The organism is Bradyrhizobium sp. Crot121 (assembly GCF_059512385.1).
This window is the reverse complement of sequence record NZ_JCAMOR010000117.1, coordinates 1-16,014: the sequence shown is the minus strand read 5'-3', so window position 1 is coordinate 16,014 and position 16,014 is coordinate 1. Positions and strand designations below refer to the sequence as shown.

Here is a 16,014-nt window from a genome sequence, read left to right as displayed (position 1 = left end):
CTCTTCACGCCCAAAGAACGCGCAAGCTACTTGGCAAACTCAGGATAGGCACGAACCTAACTTCATCACGCTCTAGTTTCCAGTGGGCACCGGAATGTTGATGCCCTCCTTCGCCAACATCTCGCGAATATATTGGAACCGCTCATACATTGGCAACGTGAGTGGCCCTCCGTAGGACAAGCTCTGTTGCTTGCGCGGCGGATACTTGACGTAGGTACCCATCAATTTCTTTACCTCTTCGCCCATGGCGACCATCATCCAGGTCGTCTCGGTGTAGTTATTCATGAGGATGTCATAGCGCTCCTGGGGGTCCTGCCAGAGATCGAAAATCTGGGGCACGGTGGCCACGTACTTGTCGGGGCCTTTCCACCCGACGTTGCTATCGACCGCAAGCCCGCCGGTCGCTCCACCGTCATCTCCGCGCAGATTGAACACGAACTTGTATTGGGCGAAACGCACCGCCCCGGGCGACAACTCGTTCTCGGTGAAATAGAACCACGACGAGCGTGCCGACTTGCCGGTGCCGAACAGGACGGGCGACATGTCATAGCTGTCGAAGATGATGGGCTTTCCTTCCCGGTCGTTCTCCGGCAGCTTGATGCCGGCCAGCGATGCGAACGTGGCCATGAGGTCGAGGCCGCCGAGGATGTCATAGTTCTTGCTGCCGGGCTTGATGTTCGGCCCAAAGGCGATGGCCGGGACGCGGCTGCCGCCCTCGCGCACCGTGCCCTTCGTGCCCCGGAACGGGGTGTAGCCGGCGTCGGGGTAGACATCCTGCCAGGCGCCGTTATCCGTGGTCCAGAAGATATAGGTGTTCTTGTCGAGGCCGAGCGCACGGACCTTGTCGATGACGTGACCGATGCGCGTGTCGGTTTCGACAACCGAGTCCGCGTATTTGCTCTTGGACAGTGACTTGTGGATGAAGTCCGGGTGCGGCAGGTTCGGTTGGTGCACCTTCATGAAGTTGACGATCATGAAGAACGGCTGCGTCGACTTGGCGTTACGGTCGAGGTAGTCGAGCGCCGCCTTTTCGATATAGCCATCGAAGAACGGTATCCCGACAACGCCTTGTTGCGGCGTGTCGACATACTCACCGTTGATCTTGAAGTCCTCACGGGCTTGCTCGCCCGCGTTGCCGGACATCGAGCCCTTAGTCACTTTTTGAAACATGGCGCGCAGGTCTGCGGGCATGGCGGGGAACCACTGCGGATCGCCGTAGGTGTAGGCGTTGAGGTGGTAGAGGCCGGCGTATTTCATCTCGTCGTAGCCCTGCGCATTGGGCAGCGCATAGTCGGCTTCGCCGAGGTGCCACTTGCCAGTGAAAAACGTCTTGTAGCCGCCGGTCTTCAAGACGGAACCCAGCGTCCACTCTGCCGCTGGCAGGCCGCCGCCCTGACCTTGGAAGGCCACCGTGGTCATGCCGCTGCGGTTGGGAATCCGGCCGGTTTGGATTGCTGCGCGGCCCGGCGTGCAGCTCGGCTGTGCATAAAATGAGAAGAACGTCATGCCTTCGCTTGCTAGGCGATCGATACTCGGCGTCGGCATACCGCGGCCTTCGCCGCCACCGTAGACGCCTGCGTCTCCGAAGCCGAAGTCATCTGACACGATCAGGATGATGTTCGGCTTCGTCTGTTGTTGCGCGACCGTCGGTGTGCTCGCCACCATCGCAGCGGCAAGCAGCCCGAGCCAGGTGAGGTAGAATGTCCTAACCATGCTCACTGATCCCTCCAATCGACCGTTAGAGCCGCCAGTCTCTGCCCAACGAGGACCGTGGCTATGCAGATTCGGCCGATGCGGGATCAAATTTTTGCTGGTGCCGCGTGGGCTCGCTTGCCATCAACAGCGCGGCGTTAGAGACACTCTCATCGTCGTCAGCACCAAACAGCCGGCTGAATGCGAAAAAGCGCCGGCCCTTTGACGTCGACTGTTGGCCCAAAGCAGACGTTGGCATCCTCGATTTAATTGGTGGCCTAGACTATGCTCGGCGCACTGGGGGTGTCTGCCGGTCTTTTTCGACTGGTCAACTTTGAAAATAGCCTGCTTGAACCTGACAGGCCACCATGCTCACGCTTTATTCCTATCCGCCGCTGTTCGGCGTCGCCGACAACAATGGCTACGGTCTGAAGGTATTCGCCTTCCTCAAGCTCGCTGGCGTGCCGTTCCGGCACGAGCATATTTTCGATGCGTCGAAGGCGCCGCGCGGACAATTGCCATATATCGTAGATGGCCATGACAGCGTCGGTGACAGCGAGACCATCCTTGCGTATGCCACCGAAAAATATGGCGTGACACCGGACGTCGCGCTGACGCCGGCGCAGCGCGCGACCAATCTCCTCATCACACGCACGCTCGACGATCTCTACTGGGTGATGTCCTATTCCCGCTGGAAGGACGAGCGCTACTGGCCCCAGTTCCGCGATGCGCTCAAGCGAGAGCATCCGAGCCTTACCGATGACGGGTTGATGAAGGCCAGGGAGTTCAACATCCAGCGCTACTATTACCAGGGCATCGGCCGCTTCGAGGCTGACGCCGTGATGGCCCGCGGGCTCGCCGATCTCGCCGCACTCGCGAGCCTGATCCCGCGGCAAGGCTATGTGCATGGCGACAGACCGACGGCCATCGACGCCGGCATCTATGGCTTCGTCGCCAACATCTATTTCTACGAGATCGACACACCGCTGAAGTATTTCGTGGTCTCGCACGACGGTTTGGTACAACATTGCCGCTCCATCCATACGGCAGTCAGTATGTGAGAACGGAAGAAGATTAGCCGCCGATGCCGCACGGCTCGCAGCCGCTGCAGCCGCAATTCGTAACGGCGACATCACGTCGGAGACCTACACCACGGCGCTTCTGCAGCGCGCCCGAGCGCTTGCCGAGCTCAATGCCTTCATCACCATCGACGAGGCCGCCGTGCTCGTGGCCGCGAGGGACGCGGGCAAGGCGTGTGCGGCCGGGTCGGCGGCCCCGCTCCTTGGCGTGCCGCTCGGGGTGAAGGACAGCCATCTGACGAAAGGGCTGCCCACGAGCCTGGGTCTCGACGGTCTCGCTCACTTCGTACCGCGGGAAGGCGCGGACATGGCGTCTGTCCTGTCCCTCGGCGGGAGGTGCATCAAGACCCCAACTCCAATTTAGGCGATCTTGGCGAAGCGGCCGAGACAGGCCGCACCTGCGCCACAGGTGCGCCCTATTGTCTTCCCTTTGTCCCCTTAATATGCGCACCAAGTCGGGGATCTGCAGTCGGAATTGTATGGGGGAACCGCGGCAGCGCGGCTGGCGACATTGAAGATTTGGCAAGCAAGCTGTGTTGCCGGCGCGCTGATCGCGACTTCGCTTGCCGCGATTTGTCAAATCGCGGCATCGCCCCCGAGCGTCGCAACGCCGAATGCGAGAGTTGCTGATGCATTCAGCGCCATGCCGCTTAATGTGACGAGGGTCCTGACAAACGCCCTGGCAGCATTGCCGGCCCCGGTCCTCGAGGCGAAATTCGATACAAGGTCATCGGCTAATGCGATCGTTGCGGAGGGATTCAGCGCCGCGGCGCCGGACGCGGCGATGCCGTCCGATGTGACCAGTTCGCTGCGGCAACGACGGATGTTGCACGCCAGTGCCAGCCTCGAGGCTGTGCCGCCCGAGAACGAGGCGACGCTACGACAGGGCGGTCCGCCTGCTTCGCCCAATCCGGACGAAGGCAAACAGTCGTATCTGAAGTATTATGTCTACTCGGAAATTCCGCCGCCGGAGAAACCCGCGAAGATCGCCTTGTCGGCGTTGAGCGGCGTCCCGCTCGGAACGCCCGTCCAGGAGATCGAACGCGCGGCCAAGGCGTTCGATGTCGATGCCAATTTCATGAAGGCGGTCGCCAAAATCGAATCCGATTTCGATCCCAGGCAACGCACTGGCTCCTATATCGGTCTGTTCCAGCTGAGCAAGGCTGAGTTCGGCAAATACGGATCGGGCGACATCCTCAATCCTCGCGACAACGCGATGGCTGCCGCCTACAAGTTCGTCACCGAGGCTGTTCTATTCGAAGTAATAACTCACAAGCAGCCGACGTTTTCCGATCTCTACCTGATCCACCAGCAGGGCGGGGAAGGAGCCGCCGAACACGTCAGCCATCCGCAGCGGATTGCCTGGAAATCGATGTGCGCAACCCAGGAGGGCTCGGCGAAGGGCGAGCGATGGTGCAAGCGCGCCATCTGGGGCAACACGCTGCCAGCGGTCAAACGCGAATGGAAGTCGGTCGATCGCCTCACCTCGGGCGCGTTCGTGGCGATGTGGCGGGACCGCGTCGACACCCTCTATGCCCGCTATCCGGCGCCGACGCTAGCGACGGCCGAACGCTTGAGATGACAGTTTGCGACCGCCCACACGTCGTTTCGTCGGGAAGGTGTGTCGGCACTCTTGGGAGTCCGGTCCCGAAGCAAAAGTCATGTGCTCAGCCTGCCGACCGTGACCATGGCGCCGGTGTGAAGTAGGCCAGCAGTCCCGCCGCCCGGAATGCTTGAGCAAATAGATGGCGTGGCTCCCGCAATCTGAGGAGCCCTGCGATCACTATGACGACGATGAGCCCAGGTCTGTGGTTCGTCGAAACGAGTGATTGCCCCGGCTCAATCAATCGGCATCTTCCATGCTGAATGAGTGCGTAAGAGCGTGCTCGGCGGCCGTACACCCGCATGCTTGCCTTGGCCACCGTTTGGCCGCTGCTGCCGGCGTCTCACCTTTATGTGTCTGGCGACGCCACATCTCCGCGAAGATTCCTATTGAATTACGATCGTAATTTTATATGATAATCGTAATTACATCGAGCTAAGCCGCCGTTCATGGCAGTGAGATGCCGCGTCTCAGCTCTCTTGCGAGGATTTCATGGACGACGCAACCGCCACTTCACGCCGCGCCGCATCGCGAGACACCGCGGACCTGGCCTCCCTTGGACTCGCAGCCGCTGCAGCCGCAGTTCGTAACGGCGACATCACGTCGGAGACCTACACCACGGCGCTTCTGCAGCGCGCCGGAGCGCTTGCCGAGCTCAATGCCTTCATCACTATCGACGAGGCCGCCGCGCTCGTGGCCGCGCGGGACGCGGACAAGGCGCGTGCGGCCGGGTCGGTGGCGCCGCTCCTGGGCGTGCCGCTCGGGGTGAAGGACAGCTATTTGACGAAAGGGTTGCCTACGAGCCTTGGTCTCGGCGGTCTCGCTCACTTCGTGCCGCGGGAAGATGCGGACGCTGTCCGCGCCATCAAGGGGGCGGGCGCTCTGGTCTTCGGCAAGAACAACCTCGTCGAGATGTCCTACGGCTTGACCGGTCACAATGCCCGCTATGGCCAGGTGAAGAACCCGTTCGCCCGCGATCGCGTGTCGGGCGGCTCGTCGAGCGGATCCGCCGCATCCGTGGCCGCCGGCATCGTTCCCGCATCCTTAGGGGGTGATACCGTCGGGTCGATCCGGGTGCCCGCATCGCTCTGTGGCGTAGTGGGATTCAAGCCTACGACCGGGCGATGGCCCCGCAATGGCGTTGCGCCGATCTCCCATACCCTCGACACGACGGGCGTGTTCGCCCGCAGCGTTGAGGATTGCGCTCTTATGGATCAGGTGGTGACCGGTGAAATGGCCGCGGAGCCATCCGGGCGCGGATACGACGCGAAGGGGACCCGGCTGGCCTACGCACCGCGACAAGTTCTCGATCTGGTCGACCCGGAAATCGAAGGGCGCTTCCGCGAGGTGGTGCGTCGGCTGCGGGACGCCGGCGCCGAGGTCGTTGAGGTCGACCTTGGCGATGACTTCGGCGCCCTTACGCAGACAGCGACATGGAGCATCTTCTTCCATGAGACGATGGGCGCGATTTCTGAGTTCCTTCGCCGCCACGATATCCCGACCACGTTCGAGGAGATCATCGAGGGACTCAAGCCCGAGCTTCGTGACACGTGGAGACATGTGGTCCTGCCGGAAGGTGCAGGCGCTATCTCCGCAGAGGCCTATCAGACCGCACTGGCTGTGAGCCGCCCGGAAATCCAACGCCGGCTCGACGAGGTGTTCGTCGCCCGAGGGGTGCAGGCCATACTGCAACCGACGACGCCCTGCACGGCGCCTTTGATCGAACAGCAGACGAACTTCCAAATCGCGGGGCGGCAGGTTAGTCACCTTACCCTGGCGAACCACACCGTGTTGGCGAGTAGCGTGGGCCTGCCGGGTATTAGCCTTCCGGCTGGCCTATCGCGCGGCGGCCTCCCGATCGGCCTTGAGCTGGACGCCCCCTTGGGGAGTGACGGGACGCTCTTGGATCTTGCACGCCGGATCGAAGGCGTCTTGTCGGCAGGCTAGGGAACGAGAAGGAACAATGCGTTTCGAGAAGGGTCATAAGGCGGCGACGCGACGGCACATCGTCGATGTGGCGTCGAAATGCTTTCGCCGAGACGGCGTCTCCGCCGCCGGGATCGGCGGGGTCATGGGCGAGGCCGGCCTGACCAAAGGGGCATTCTCTCCGCACTTCGACTCCAAGGAGGCGCTCGTTCGCGAGGCGCTGGCGAGTGCGCTCGCCGACCAGCAACATCGCCTCGATGAAGATCAGCGAAGGGGCCTCGATCTCGAAGGCGCGATCCGGAGCTACCTGAACCGCGCCCACCTTGAAAACCTAGCCGCGGGGTGCCCTTCGGCGGCGTTGCTCCCGGAAATCGCCCGCCAGCCCTTGCCCACCCGGCGGGCCTACGAGGAGGCGCTGCGAAGCTACGTTTCGACGCTGGCTGCACTGCTTCCAGATGCCGGCTCCGCAAAGAGCGTCCGCCGTGCGACGGCCATCTTCGGCCTCATGGTGGGCACCCTCCAGTTCGCGCGGGCCGTGCCCGACGCTGCCCAGGCGGAGCAGATACTGGAAGGCGGCGTCGAGGCTGCGCTGCAGCTGGCGAACGCCGTCTCCCCCATAGTCGCGAGTTCGGAGCGCATGAAACGTGGCCCCAGCTCGTGAGCTTGAGTCACAACCGTCAGGTCAAAGACGATGCTCGGGCCGGCAACCGTTTTGGAGCAAAGCGGACATCAAGTGGTAGGCAGAGCCCGCGGAATGGGTCGAAAATGACCCATAACGGACCTCGTGCGGTGAACAGCGTTCCGCTATCAACACTGAGAGAGCTTCCCCCAGCGCGTTCTGTGGCCCACCATATCAGCCCGCTGCCACCGAGGATGATCACGCCCAAACAAACCCATCCAAGTATGCCGATGGTGACGACCTCCGCACCAAGCACCATCACGGGTACGGTCCATGGCGAGGTAGTAAGGTCCGATGTATCGGCAGTGTGTACGAGTACAGCTTCGCGCATTCAGCATGCGCGCTGTGCCCATCCAGATGAGGGCGATGATCCAGATCACGGACTTGGGCTTTAGCTTTGTGCCGTAGCCGGTGCATTCATAGAAAAACTGACAGGCATCCGTCGGCATAATCTCGACTTTCGCGACGGCCCAGTACGGACAAGTGATAGTCGATTGAAAAGCATCGGATCAGCTCTTGGGTGTGGACGGATAACTAGCCTTCGTGGTGGCCGAGGTTAGTTGGTTCACGTCGGCGTTAGCGTCGTCATAAATGACCGTTGCCGTCTTGTAGGACACCGCAACCAGCGCCCCGGGTAGACTCTTTGATCTTTTCAATTGTCTGCCAGTCGGAGCGCACCAGCCTTCAGTTCGGAAGATTGCAACGCGCGACCCGGGGTGACGATCCGTTTAACGTCTTCCTTCAGGAGGTAGACTGAGACGGCGAGCAGCACGAGATCCTTCAAAAGGAAGGCCGAACTATTCGTCATCGCTGGAAAGCCTCCGGCGCCAGCATCCCACGCGTCCGGAACGAACGGAAATGCCGTGAAGGTAGCGATGAAGGTGAAGGTCGAACCGAGGGCGCCGAGCATGCCCGCTTTGTTGTTCCAGAAACCCAGAAGCAGCAACGTGCCAAACGTCCATTCTGAGGTGCCGAGAAGAATGCCGGTGCCGCGAATGCCCAACACCGGAATCGTCCAGGAGATAAGCGGGCCGTGGGTAATTATGGGCAGCAGTCCTCTGATCTCCGATTCGAACCATTTGTCGTACCCGAACCATGCGAAGATGATCACCATTGCGGCGCGGAGCAGGTGATAATCGACCTTCAGGAGGCCCGTGCGGCCGAGAAGCTGAGCGATAGCGTTCATTGGATTTTTCCTCAACGAGAAGGCCAAGCAATCCTCGGGATCGCACTCCGGAGCCAAGATCGCATCTGGCTGATGACGACGAATGTCACCATAAGCGCGCGACTGAGATTGATGAGGCTTTACAGGCTCAATTATATGCTCCATCGTCTCGCCCGGAGGACTCGGTGACCTGAGCGGCGGTGCCTGACCCAATCACCATCAAGTCATATGTTTTCATTGCGATTTCCTGTCGCCCAGAGGTGGAAAAGTAGACCCTGTAGTAACTAAAGGAGCGATGCCTGGAATTGCTCTTGCTTGCTCCCAACGCCTGCCGCTTTGGATTTATCCAGCGTTTGCGAGAGGTCCTTCACCTGATAGCCGCTCACCTCCTACCCAACGGCGTATCCTCAACGTTTGGGTGCGGGATGCCGATTGCGGACTTTTTCACCGTTTGCCAGGAGCTGATCATACAATCGGTCAATCTCGCGCGCCTGATCGGCCGTGACATCCTCCTGATGCAAGCCTCTCAGTTCATGCTCGGTTGGCTGGTAGTTGTGCCCATTGCGGATCGGCCATGATCCCTTGCGGCCTGACGAGGCGTCCTCTGCAGATCCAATGTTTGCCAGCAACAACGACGCCAGAGCCAATGTGACTCCATATACAAACTTGCTTGACATGATCCGCTCTCAAGCAGTTATCGAGCTCAAACGTAAAACCCACCTCATCAGGGAAAGGGAAATCAATACCGAACGTCAACCGACTTGCTCGGCAGTTTGATATCCGAAAAGTCTGATCGAGACGATAGTCCGTCGTATTGAGTAGTGTGCGACGACTTCAACGCCTTGGCTTTCGAAAAACAACGATCTTTGTTCTCTAAGCACGTCAAACAAGTACGTGGCGAGCCCCGCTCAATCGAAGTCACTCGAGCATCTAGCGCGGCCGAAGGCGTGCCAAGGCGGCGCGACACGTTCACGTTCGGCACAATCAAGGCCCGTTCGGGCGCCACCCATTTCTGGCTAGGCCCGAGGTTGCCAGTCTACGAAACGGATAGGCGCGCCAGTCAGACACTTCAGATTTTGGCCCATGGCCAAAACCCGGATTGAAGATTGCGACGTCAGCTTACTGGGTAGACCGGACCGAGCTTGTGGGGCCTTCGTTCGCCGGCCCCTGACCCATCTCGGACATGAGCTATCCGTGTGTCGTCAACAAATCGTTCAGTAATGCTGACCAGTTCATGACGGCTGAGAAAGTCGCGTGGCGTGCTATGCTGGCGTTGGCAACGAAGTGCCGACGAGACGGCGGGCCTTATCACGCTCTCACCAGCGGGGTTGCGCCTGGCCCTTTAGCATTCGAACCCGCTTTTCGAACCTGTTCTGCGGTCATCGACACAGGGGAGGGGGACTCATGAAGATCGTCATGATCGGCGGCACCGGCCTGAACGGCTCGAATCCGTCGCCATTCTGCGCCAAGGCGGCCATGAGGTCGTCGCCGCCTCAACCAAAATTGCACTGAGCGAAATCGTTAGGAGCTGCGATGCCTACCGAGATGACCGAGCATAGCGGCGAGTCAAGTTCGGTCGACGCGCCCGTGACAGCCCAAGTCGGTGCTGCAGTCCATCGTGACGGCAAACCAGATACTGCTTCAAAACCCCTGTCACCGGCGAATCAACGGTTCACACCGCGGCGAAAGTTGCTGATCGGTGTGGTCGGCGCTGTGGTCATTGCGGCTGCGGTCTATGCCATCCCCTGGATCCGGTTCGTGCTCAGCACGGTTTCGACCGACGACGCCTTCGTGAACGGACACGTGACGTTCGTCGCTCCCCGTGTCCGCGGTCAGGTTGCCCGGGTTCTGGTCGATGACAACAACCGTGTGCACAAGGGAGATCTTCTCGTTGAACTCGACAAGGAGCCATTTCGGGACGCGGTCGCCGTGAAGAAAGCGGCCGTCGACACCGCCCAGGCGGATCTCGACGCGACCCGGGCCACGGTGCGGGGCATCGAAGCACAAGCCATGAGCCGGCGCTGGCAATTGCAACAAGCCATTGAGAACGTCGAAAACCAGATAGCCCTGCTGCATGCTCGGGTCGCCGCGCTCAAGAAGGCGAAGGCGACACTTACACTCGCGCAGCAGGAGTTCGACCGGACAGCGCGCCTGGTCGTATCTGAGACGGCGAGCCGCGAGCTCTATGATCAACGTCAGGCGTCGTTGTCGATTGCCCAAGCGGGTATCGTCCAGGCATTGGCGGATGTGAATCAGGTCCGTGTCTCTTTGGGCCTGCAGACGCAGCCCGAAGACAGCGCGGATCTCGACCGGGTGCCGCCCGATCTCGATCAGACGTTTTCTTCGGTCCTGCAGGCGCAGGCGGGGCTGATTCAGACTGCGGCTGAACTCGGCGTTCTGCATTCGTATAACCAGACTCCGAAGCAGATGCTCGAGGAGTTCTATAAGCTCGATCCCAAAGGCGACGTCAACCGCACGTTCGATCGGCTGGCCGCGGAGGCGCCGGCCGTCAAGCAGGCCGAGGCCAAGCTCGCTGCCGCCAAACGCGACCTCGCTCTGGCTGAACTCGACCTTCGCTATTGCGACGTTGCCGCGGAGATCGACGGCGTTGTCACGCGCCGCAACGTCAATCCCGGCAATGATGTCCAGGCCGGGCAGAACTTGATGGCGCTCCGCTCGCTCAGCGAGATCTGGGTCGATGCCAACTTCAAGGAGACGCAGCTGCGCGATTTGCGCATCGGTCAGACTGCCGATGTCTATGTCGACATGTACGGCGACAAACAGGTGTTCAAAGGCCGGATCGCGGGCTTCACCATGGGGACGGGATCGACGCTCGCGTTGCTGCCGCCACAGAATGCCACGGGCAACTTCGTCAAGATCGTGCAGCGGCTCCCGGTCCGGATCGAGCTTGAAGGATACGAACCGGACAAGAACCCTCTGTTCATCGGCACGTCGGTCGTTCCCTACGTCTATATCAACGAGCCGCCCACTGGACCCGATGCCGGGAAGTTCCTTCAAAGCAACTTACAGCCGTCGTCGGCCGCCGCTTCGTCCACGAGCGCGCAAGGCGCCGGCAAATGACCGAGGCGGTCCTTTCACCCGCCAGATCCCAAACGGGGGTAAATCCCTGGGTGGTGGCCGCGGTCGTCGTGGTGCCGACCTTCATGGAGGTGCTCGACACTACCATCACGGTGGTGGCGCTGCGATACATCGCCGGAGGTCTGTCGGCCACTGTCGACGATGGCGAATGGGTCATCACCAGCTATCTCGCCGCCAACGCCATCATCCTGCCGATCACCGGCTGGCTTTCGGCGCATCTCGGTCGCCGCAACTACTTCCTGCTGTCGATAGCTGTCTTTACCCTCGCTTCCGGATTGTGTGGAATGGCGACCAGTCTCAGTCAGCTGATCGTGTTCCGCGTCCTGCAAGGCTTGGCGGGGGGCGGTTTACAGCCATCCAGTCAGGGCGTGCTGCTGGACGCCTTTCCGGTGGAGAAGCAAGGCACAGCGATGACGCTGTTTGGCCTGGCCGCCCTCCTAGCGCCGGTCGTCGGCCCCACTCTTGGCGGTTGGATCACAGACAGTTATTCGTGGCGATGGGTGTTCTATATCAACGTCCCGGTCGGTCTCCTGGCGCTTGCTGCCTGTTATGCCTTGCTCCGGGATCCGGACTATCTCACCAGGCAGCGAATGGAGTTGAAGCGGCAGCCGTTGCGTTTTGACACGCTCGGCCTGTCACTCCTGGTGATCGTCATGGTCTCCTGGGAGGTGATGCTCAGCAAGGGACAGGAGTGGGACTGGCTGAGCGATCCGTTCTGGCGGGTGCAGACGCTGGCAATCCTTTTCGTTGTGGGCCTGATCGCGCTGATCGTCTGGGAGTTGCGCCACCCGAGTCCCGTGGTCAATTTCCGGCCCTTGCGGGAGCGAAACTTCGCCTTGTGCTGCCTCATCATCTTCTTCGCTTTCGCCGTCCTGTATGCCGCCAGCACATCATTACCGGCCCTGCTGCAATCCCTGTTCGGCTATGATGCGCTGAGCGCCGGATTGGTGATGTCGCCGGCCGGGTTCTTCGCGGTCCTGGTCATGCCGTTTGTCGGCCGTGCACTTGGCCGGGGGACTGATGCCCGGTGGTTGCTTGCCGCAGGCCTGTTGATCATGGCGGTCGGCAACTACTGGATGTCGCAGATGAACCTGGAGATCAGCCCCGGCCAGGTTGTCTGGCCTCGGGTCATGCTGGTCGTCGGACTCTCGATGTGCTTTGCGCCTGCGAATGTGGCGGCCTATCTCTATACGCCACCATTGCTACGTGGAGCGGCTGTTGGCTTGCTCAGTCTGCTGCGCAATGAGGGAGGCAGTGTCGGGACGTCGATGGCGCAGACGATCCAGGAGCGCCGCGACCAGTTTCACGTTCTGCGCCTCGGTGAGTCCCTCGATTCCTTCAACGCGACCGTTGCCTCCTTCCTCGATCAGGCGCGCGGGGTGTTCCTGCAGCAGACCGGCGACCCGTCTGCCGCACAGCAGCTGGCCTGGCAGACGCTTGAGAACTTGCGGCAGCAGCAGGCATCGTCACTTGCCTATTTCGATGTCTTTATGGTGTTGGCGGTGGTGACGCTGGTGCTGGTGCCCCTGGTGCTGCTGATGAAACGTTCGGTGGCTGAGAAAGGCGCTCAGATCGGTCACGAATAAGGTGTGCATGCGGGATCCCGCGTGTCGACGAGGTGACGGAACGATGCCGCCTATTGGCACGAAGCCGCCGATCCGGGATGTCCGCAGTTCGGTCGCGAACGGGGGTAAATCGACATGCCCCGAAACGCCGGATTCGCTAGCGATTGACCCCACCGGACATAAGTGCGCGCCCTCCGATAAGATCCGGCGGAGAGGAGACAAACTCATTTCTGGACATGGAAGCGTGCGGAGCCAAATCGTTGATACGAAACTACGGCTGCAGGCGCTGGCGGGGATGCACCTCCGGGGCGCTCGCTACCCGCGGCGACGTATCGCCCAATTGGCGAACGCTCCCATGGGGATCATAGTCGCCATTCTTGCGTGCAATGATCTTGAAGCATCTGAGTGTTTGCATCGTCGTCCATGTCGGCCGGAGGCCTCAAACGTGGAAAAGCCGATGACCCGCTGCCCGTGCAGCCAACAAGATGCGAACCAGTCATCAACTTCAAGGCTACAAGAGCGCTCGGGCCCACAATTGCAGACAAACTGCCCATAGTCGGAATAGGTCTTACTTTGCCGCGGTGCATGAGTCCGCATGTGGCCCGTCGGAGACATGTGGACCGCTATGATGAATGTCCGCATTCGAGGTCAAAGCGGAAAAGATGGGCTCACTCTGAGTTCTTCTCAGTTTGACCCAAAGCAGCGTAAAGCGCGCTACGTCACGTTCTTCCGCGATACAGCGGTGAAGCTCCTGTCAGGCGGATCATTGTTGGGCCGGCCGACGGCGCGGACGAACGTAGCCGCGCATTGAGCCGTCGCTTGCAATAACGCGATGACACGGGATCGATGGGTCGTAATTCGTGCGCATGATGGCACCAACCGCGCGTGCAGCTTTCGGATTGCCGGCTTTAGCAGCGACAGCTTTGTACGTCATGGTCTTCCCCTTTGGGATCTTGCGTACGATGTCGCGGACCTTATCTGAAAACGTTTTCATAGGCCGAGTGTAGCACGTTTCTCAGAAGGTTTTCGCCTGTTTACTTTCGATTGGAACGAGCGCGTCGCGTTGGCACGGAAGATTCGACCGGACGTGCTGGTGTTAGTTTCGAAGTGCGCGCGGCCGTCTTAAGGGTGTGGGCAGCTATTGGCCCATCAGCGAAGTGGCGATACCCTCATTGAGGTCCGCTTACTGGGGCGGAGCGGGCTAGATTTGCTCATTCTGAGTTCTTTCGCATCTTGAATCCCGACCGGACATGCTTCCTGCGGGGCTGCAACAAGTCGGCGCGCGTGGTAGATTTTTTGCCCCGAACAAGGGAGCCGGACATGCAGGCGCGGGACGTGATGGTTCGTGGGGTTATCTCGGTTGGCCCCGATATCCCCGTTCAAATCGCGGCCAATGCGATGGTCAGTAACTGCGTCAGCGCGCTCCCGGTCATCGATATCCGCGCGAAGCTGGTCGGCATCGTTTCGGAAGGCGATCTGATCCGGCGCGTCGAGATCGGCACCGAACAGCGCCGTTCCGGAGGGAGCGAAACACTCATGTCCAGCGACGCCCTGGCGAAGGAGTTCGTCAAGTCGCACGCCAAACGGGTCAGCGATGTGATGACGCGTGAGGTGATCACGGCGCAGCCGGAAACACCGTTGCGGGAAATCGCGAACTTGATGGAGAAGCACAGCATCAAGCGGGTGCCGATCGTTCAGGACGAACTCGTGGTCGGTATCGTCAGTCGTGCGAACCTGTTGCAAGTCTTGGCACGCGCCAACGACGATACGGATTGGGTTGAAAGCGACCGCGTGCTGCATCAACGCTTCGTCGACAGCATCAAGGATCAGCCGTGGGCGGGCAGACCCTTCAACATCATTGTCAGTGACCGCTGCGCCGATCTCTGGGGATTTGTCTACAGCGTGGATGAGAAGACCGCCGTTCGCGTTGCGGCCGAGGCAACGCCAGGAATAGAATCGGTATCGGATCATTTGGGCATCGCGCCCTGAGGCAGATGCTGGCCCGACTCGTGACGAGTGCGCGCCCGTCTCTGGTAACGACGAAGCCGCTCAGGTCGGATCGCGCTGAAAATAGACCCGGCTTTCGACCGGCATGAAGGTGACAACAGAGCCGTGCTGCGCCGCGAACGTCTCGATGTTTCTTCTGCCGTCCCTGTCCGTTTCTCCGAACGCGTATTGTGGGCCCTTGCTTGAGAACAAGGTGCTCGCCTCGGCAGACGTGATCCAGCCCCGCTTGCCCGCTGAGAACTTCGACAACGAGCGAGCAAGCGCGCCCTCGCTTGTTCCGTCGAGCCTCGTGGCATCGGGCGGAGCGGGAACGGCCCCAAATATCAGTCGGATAAAGCTTCTTATTCCCATCTCGGCTCTACCCTATTGGTTCCCGTTTGATTTATCTCAAGCAACAAATGACGGCGCGCCGTCGCGCGGCGCGGCCCGCCGGTGCGTTAAATTCGCTCCACCCCTATATTCACTGTGAACTGCGCGTGCCGCGGTACGGCCTCCGCTGCGCCCTCGACGATTTTCGCCGGTTGGGCAAGGCGAAAGACAAGAGCGAGGATCATGAAATCCCTGTTCAAATGGCTGTTCTTCGCGTGTGGCTGGATCGGCTTGCTTCTGAACCTGGTGTTCGTCGCCGTGTCCTTCACGCGCGACGTGCCGATCGAGACCTCGGCGACCGAGGCCGCGCTTGAACTACTCTGGGTCGGCGGCGTCACGTTCTTCGGGCTCGGCGCTCTGATCCTTAACGGCGAGCACGAATAGGGCGCACCGGCACGAGATGCCCAACAAACGACAAGCGTGCCGGGGAAAGCTTGATTGCGGCCCGGTCATAGTCGCGGGTCAGTGGCAGGGTGTCACTGGCCGTACCGTAGTATGACCTGGCGCCTCAGCGCCAGGTTGCCGGTTCGCAGGGAGGATTGTTCCAGGCACCTCCGGCAAACTGGCCAACGTCTGGAGCCCGGATGCAGTGAACGACGCGGGAGGGGGCGATGACTGCGCCGTTTCTGTCGTACCACGCCGCCCTGCCGCCTGAGCGCCAGGTTGCCGGTTCGCAGGGAGGATTATTCCAGGCACCACCGGCAAACTGGCCAACGTCTGGAGCCCGGATGCAGTGAACGATGCGGGAAGAAGGTACGCATCCGACGGCGGCCGTCTTGCGTGACGGGTGGTAATTAGCGAAGCGTGTGACCTTAAGTCTAGCTTTAAGG

The 16,014-nt window shown here is 60.6% G+C and carries 15 protein-coding genes; 9 read left to right on the top strand and 6 right to left on the bottom strand.

Annotation, left to right across the window (positions count from 1 at the left end; all coding sequences use genetic code 11):
• Positions 1 to 72: 72 nt before the first annotated feature.
• A complete protein-coding gene (locus tag AC5ZGW_RS42605; RefSeq protein WP_245475188.1) occupies positions 73 to 1,665 on the bottom strand; it encodes an arylsulfatase in 1,593 nt (530 codons plus the stop codon).
• A 395-nt stretch (positions 1,666 to 2,060) separates the two neighbouring features.
• Here AC5ZGW_RS42605 and AC5ZGW_RS42600 point away from each other — a divergent pair, with 395 nt between their 5' ends.
• Positions 2,061 to 2,753, top strand: coding sequence for a glutathione S-transferase C-terminal domain-containing protein (locus AC5ZGW_RS42600; protein WP_130231536.1), 693 nt, complete (start codon positions 2,061 to 2,063; stop codon positions 2,751 to 2,753).
• Positions 2,754 to 2,766: 13 nt separating this feature from the next.
• Here the strand turns inward: AC5ZGW_RS42600 and AC5ZGW_RS42595 are convergent, their stop codons facing one another.
• Positions 2,767 to 3,006 carry a hypothetical protein gene (locus tag AC5ZGW_RS42595; RefSeq protein ID WP_464345191.1) on the bottom strand — a complete coding sequence of 80 codons (240 nt, stop codon included), beginning with the start codon at positions 3,004 to 3,006 and terminating at the stop codon, positions 2,767 to 2,769.
• Here AC5ZGW_RS42595 and AC5ZGW_RS42590 point away from each other — a divergent pair.
• The 4 genes from AC5ZGW_RS42590 to AC5ZGW_RS42575 all read left to right on the top strand — a co-directional run bounded on the left by AC5ZGW_RS42590 (position 2,893) and on the right by AC5ZGW_RS42575 (position 6,961).
• Positions 2,893 to 3,135, top strand: a complete 243-nt coding sequence (locus AC5ZGW_RS42590; protein ID WP_496114105.1) for an amidase family protein — start codon at positions 2,893 to 2,895, stop codon at positions 3,133 to 3,135. The genes AC5ZGW_RS42595 and AC5ZGW_RS42590 overlap by 114 nt on opposite strands.
• Positions 3,136 to 3,414: 279 nt before the next feature.
• Positions 3,415 to 4,353 carry a transglycosylase SLT domain-containing protein gene (locus AC5ZGW_RS42585; protein ID WP_245475186.1) on the top strand — a complete coding sequence of 313 codons (939 nt, stop codon included), beginning with the start codon at positions 3,415 to 3,417 and terminating at the stop codon, positions 4,351 to 4,353.
• Positions 4,354 to 4,866: 513 nt separating this feature from the next.
• On the top strand, positions 4,867 to 6,321 hold the full coding sequence (locus tag AC5ZGW_RS42580) for an amidase family protein (protein WP_496114104.1): 1,455 nt from the start codon (positions 4,867 to 4,869) through the stop codon (positions 6,319 to 6,321).
• Between the two features lie 16 nt (positions 6,322 to 6,337).
• Entirely contained in the window at positions 6,338 to 6,961 is a 624-nt protein-coding gene (locus tag AC5ZGW_RS42575; RefSeq protein ID WP_130230397.1) for a TetR/AcrR family transcriptional regulator, read from the top strand.
• 146 nt (positions 6,962 to 7,107) lie between these two features.
• Here AC5ZGW_RS42575 and AC5ZGW_RS42570 read toward each other — a convergent pair whose 3' ends face one another.
• The 3 genes from AC5ZGW_RS42570 to AC5ZGW_RS42560 form a co-directional block, all read right to left on the bottom strand.
• Positions 7,108 to 7,467: a hypothetical protein gene (locus AC5ZGW_RS42570; RefSeq protein ID WP_283813340.1), complete on the bottom strand. Its 360-nt coding sequence runs from the start codon at positions 7,465 to 7,467 to the stop codon at positions 7,108 to 7,110.
• Between the two features lie 164 nt (positions 7,468 to 7,631).
• Positions 7,632 to 8,309: a YkgB family protein gene (locus AC5ZGW_RS42565; RefSeq protein WP_245475102.1), complete on the bottom strand. Its 678-nt coding sequence runs from the start codon at positions 8,307 to 8,309 to the stop codon at positions 7,632 to 7,634.
• Positions 8,310 to 8,551: 242 nt separating this feature from the next.
• Entirely contained in the window at positions 8,552 to 8,821 is a 270-nt protein-coding gene (locus tag AC5ZGW_RS42560) for a hypothetical protein (protein WP_130230395.1), read from the bottom strand.
• An 856-nt stretch (positions 8,822 to 9,677) separates the two neighbouring features.
• On the opposite strand from AC5ZGW_RS42560, the gene AC5ZGW_RS42555 reads away from it, so the two are divergent.
• Together AC5ZGW_RS42555 and AC5ZGW_RS42550 are read left to right on the top strand one after the other, a co-directional pair.
• Positions 9,678 to 11,225 (top strand): HlyD family secretion protein, encoded by a 1,548-nt coding sequence (locus AC5ZGW_RS42555; protein WP_130230393.1) that lies wholly within the window; start codon positions 9,678 to 9,680, stop codon positions 11,223 to 11,225.
• Positions 11,222 to 12,829, top strand: coding sequence for a DHA2 family efflux MFS transporter permease subunit (locus AC5ZGW_RS42550; protein ID WP_130230391.1), 1,608 nt, complete (start codon positions 11,222 to 11,224; stop codon positions 12,827 to 12,829). The genes AC5ZGW_RS42555 and AC5ZGW_RS42550 overlap by 4 nt, the downstream gene beginning before the upstream one ends.
• 742 nt (positions 12,830 to 13,571) lie before the next feature.
• Here the strand turns inward: AC5ZGW_RS42550 and AC5ZGW_RS42545 are convergent.
• On the bottom strand, positions 13,572 to 13,802 hold the full coding sequence (locus AC5ZGW_RS42545) for an MGMT family protein (RefSeq protein WP_130230389.1): 231 nt from the start codon (positions 13,800 to 13,802) through the stop codon (positions 13,572 to 13,574).
• Positions 13,803 to 14,128: 326 nt separating this feature from the next.
• On the opposite strand from AC5ZGW_RS42545, the gene AC5ZGW_RS42540 reads away from it, so the two are divergent.
• Both AC5ZGW_RS42540 and AC5ZGW_RS42535 read left to right on the top strand, forming a co-directional pair.
• A complete protein-coding gene (locus AC5ZGW_RS42540) occupies positions 14,129 to 14,797 on the top strand; it encodes a CBS domain-containing protein (protein WP_028169068.1) in 669 nt (222 codons plus the stop codon).
• Positions 14,798 to 15,367: 570 nt separating this feature from the next.
• Positions 15,368 to 15,568, top strand: a complete 201-nt coding sequence (locus AC5ZGW_RS42535) for a hypothetical protein (RefSeq protein WP_130230387.1) — start codon at positions 15,368 to 15,370, stop codon at positions 15,566 to 15,568.
• Positions 15,569 to 16,014: the final 446 nt, after the last annotated feature.

Excerpts from the sequence above, each read along its gene's own strand:
- AC5ZGW_RS42555 (WP_130230393.1), top strand. The coding sequence starts at position 9,678 with ATGCCTACCGAGATGACCGAGCATAGCGGCGAGTCAAGTTCGGTCGAC.
- AC5ZGW_RS42600 (WP_130231536.1), top strand. The coding sequence starts at position 2,061 with ATGCTCACGCTTTATTCCTATCCGCCGCTGTTCGGCGTCGCCGACAAC.
- AC5ZGW_RS42595 (WP_464345191.1), bottom strand. The coding sequence starts at position 3,006 with ATGGCTGTCCTTCACCCCGAGCGGCACGCCAAGGAGCGGGGCCGCCGA.
- AC5ZGW_RS42560 (WP_130230395.1), bottom strand. The coding sequence starts at position 8,821 with ATGTCAAGCAAGTTTGTATATGGAGTCACATTGGCTCTGGCGTCGTTG.
- AC5ZGW_RS42535 (WP_130230387.1), top strand. The coding sequence starts at position 15,368 with ATGAAATCCCTGTTCAAATGGCTGTTCTTCGCGTGTGGCTGGATCGGC.
- AC5ZGW_RS42540 (WP_028169068.1), top strand. The coding sequence starts at position 14,129 with ATGCAGGCGCGGGACGTGATGGTTCGTGGGGTTATCTCGGTTGGCCCC.
- AC5ZGW_RS42580 (WP_496114104.1), top strand. The coding sequence starts at position 4,867 with ATGGACGACGCAACCGCCACTTCACGCCGCGCCGCATCGCGAGACACC.
- AC5ZGW_RS42585 (WP_245475186.1), top strand. The coding sequence starts at position 3,415 with ATGCCGCTTAATGTGACGAGGGTCCTGACAAACGCCCTGGCAGCATTG.
- AC5ZGW_RS42605 (WP_245475188.1), bottom strand. The coding sequence starts at position 1,665 with ATGGTGGCGAGCACACCGACGGTCGCGCAACAACAGACGAAGCCGAAC.
- AC5ZGW_RS42550 (WP_130230391.1), top strand. The coding sequence starts at position 11,222 with ATGACCGAGGCGGTCCTTTCACCCGCCAGATCCCAAACGGGGGTAAAT.
- AC5ZGW_RS42575 (WP_130230397.1), top strand. The coding sequence starts at position 6,338 with ATGCGTTTCGAGAAGGGTCATAAGGCGGCGACGCGACGGCACATCGTC.
- AC5ZGW_RS42545 (WP_130230389.1), bottom strand. The coding sequence starts at position 13,802 with ATGAAAACGTTTTCAGATAAGGTCCGCGACATCGTACGCAAGATCCCA.
- AC5ZGW_RS42565 (WP_245475102.1), bottom strand. The coding sequence starts at position 8,309 with ATGGAGCATATAATTGAGCCTGTAAAGCCTCATCAATCTCAGTCGCGC.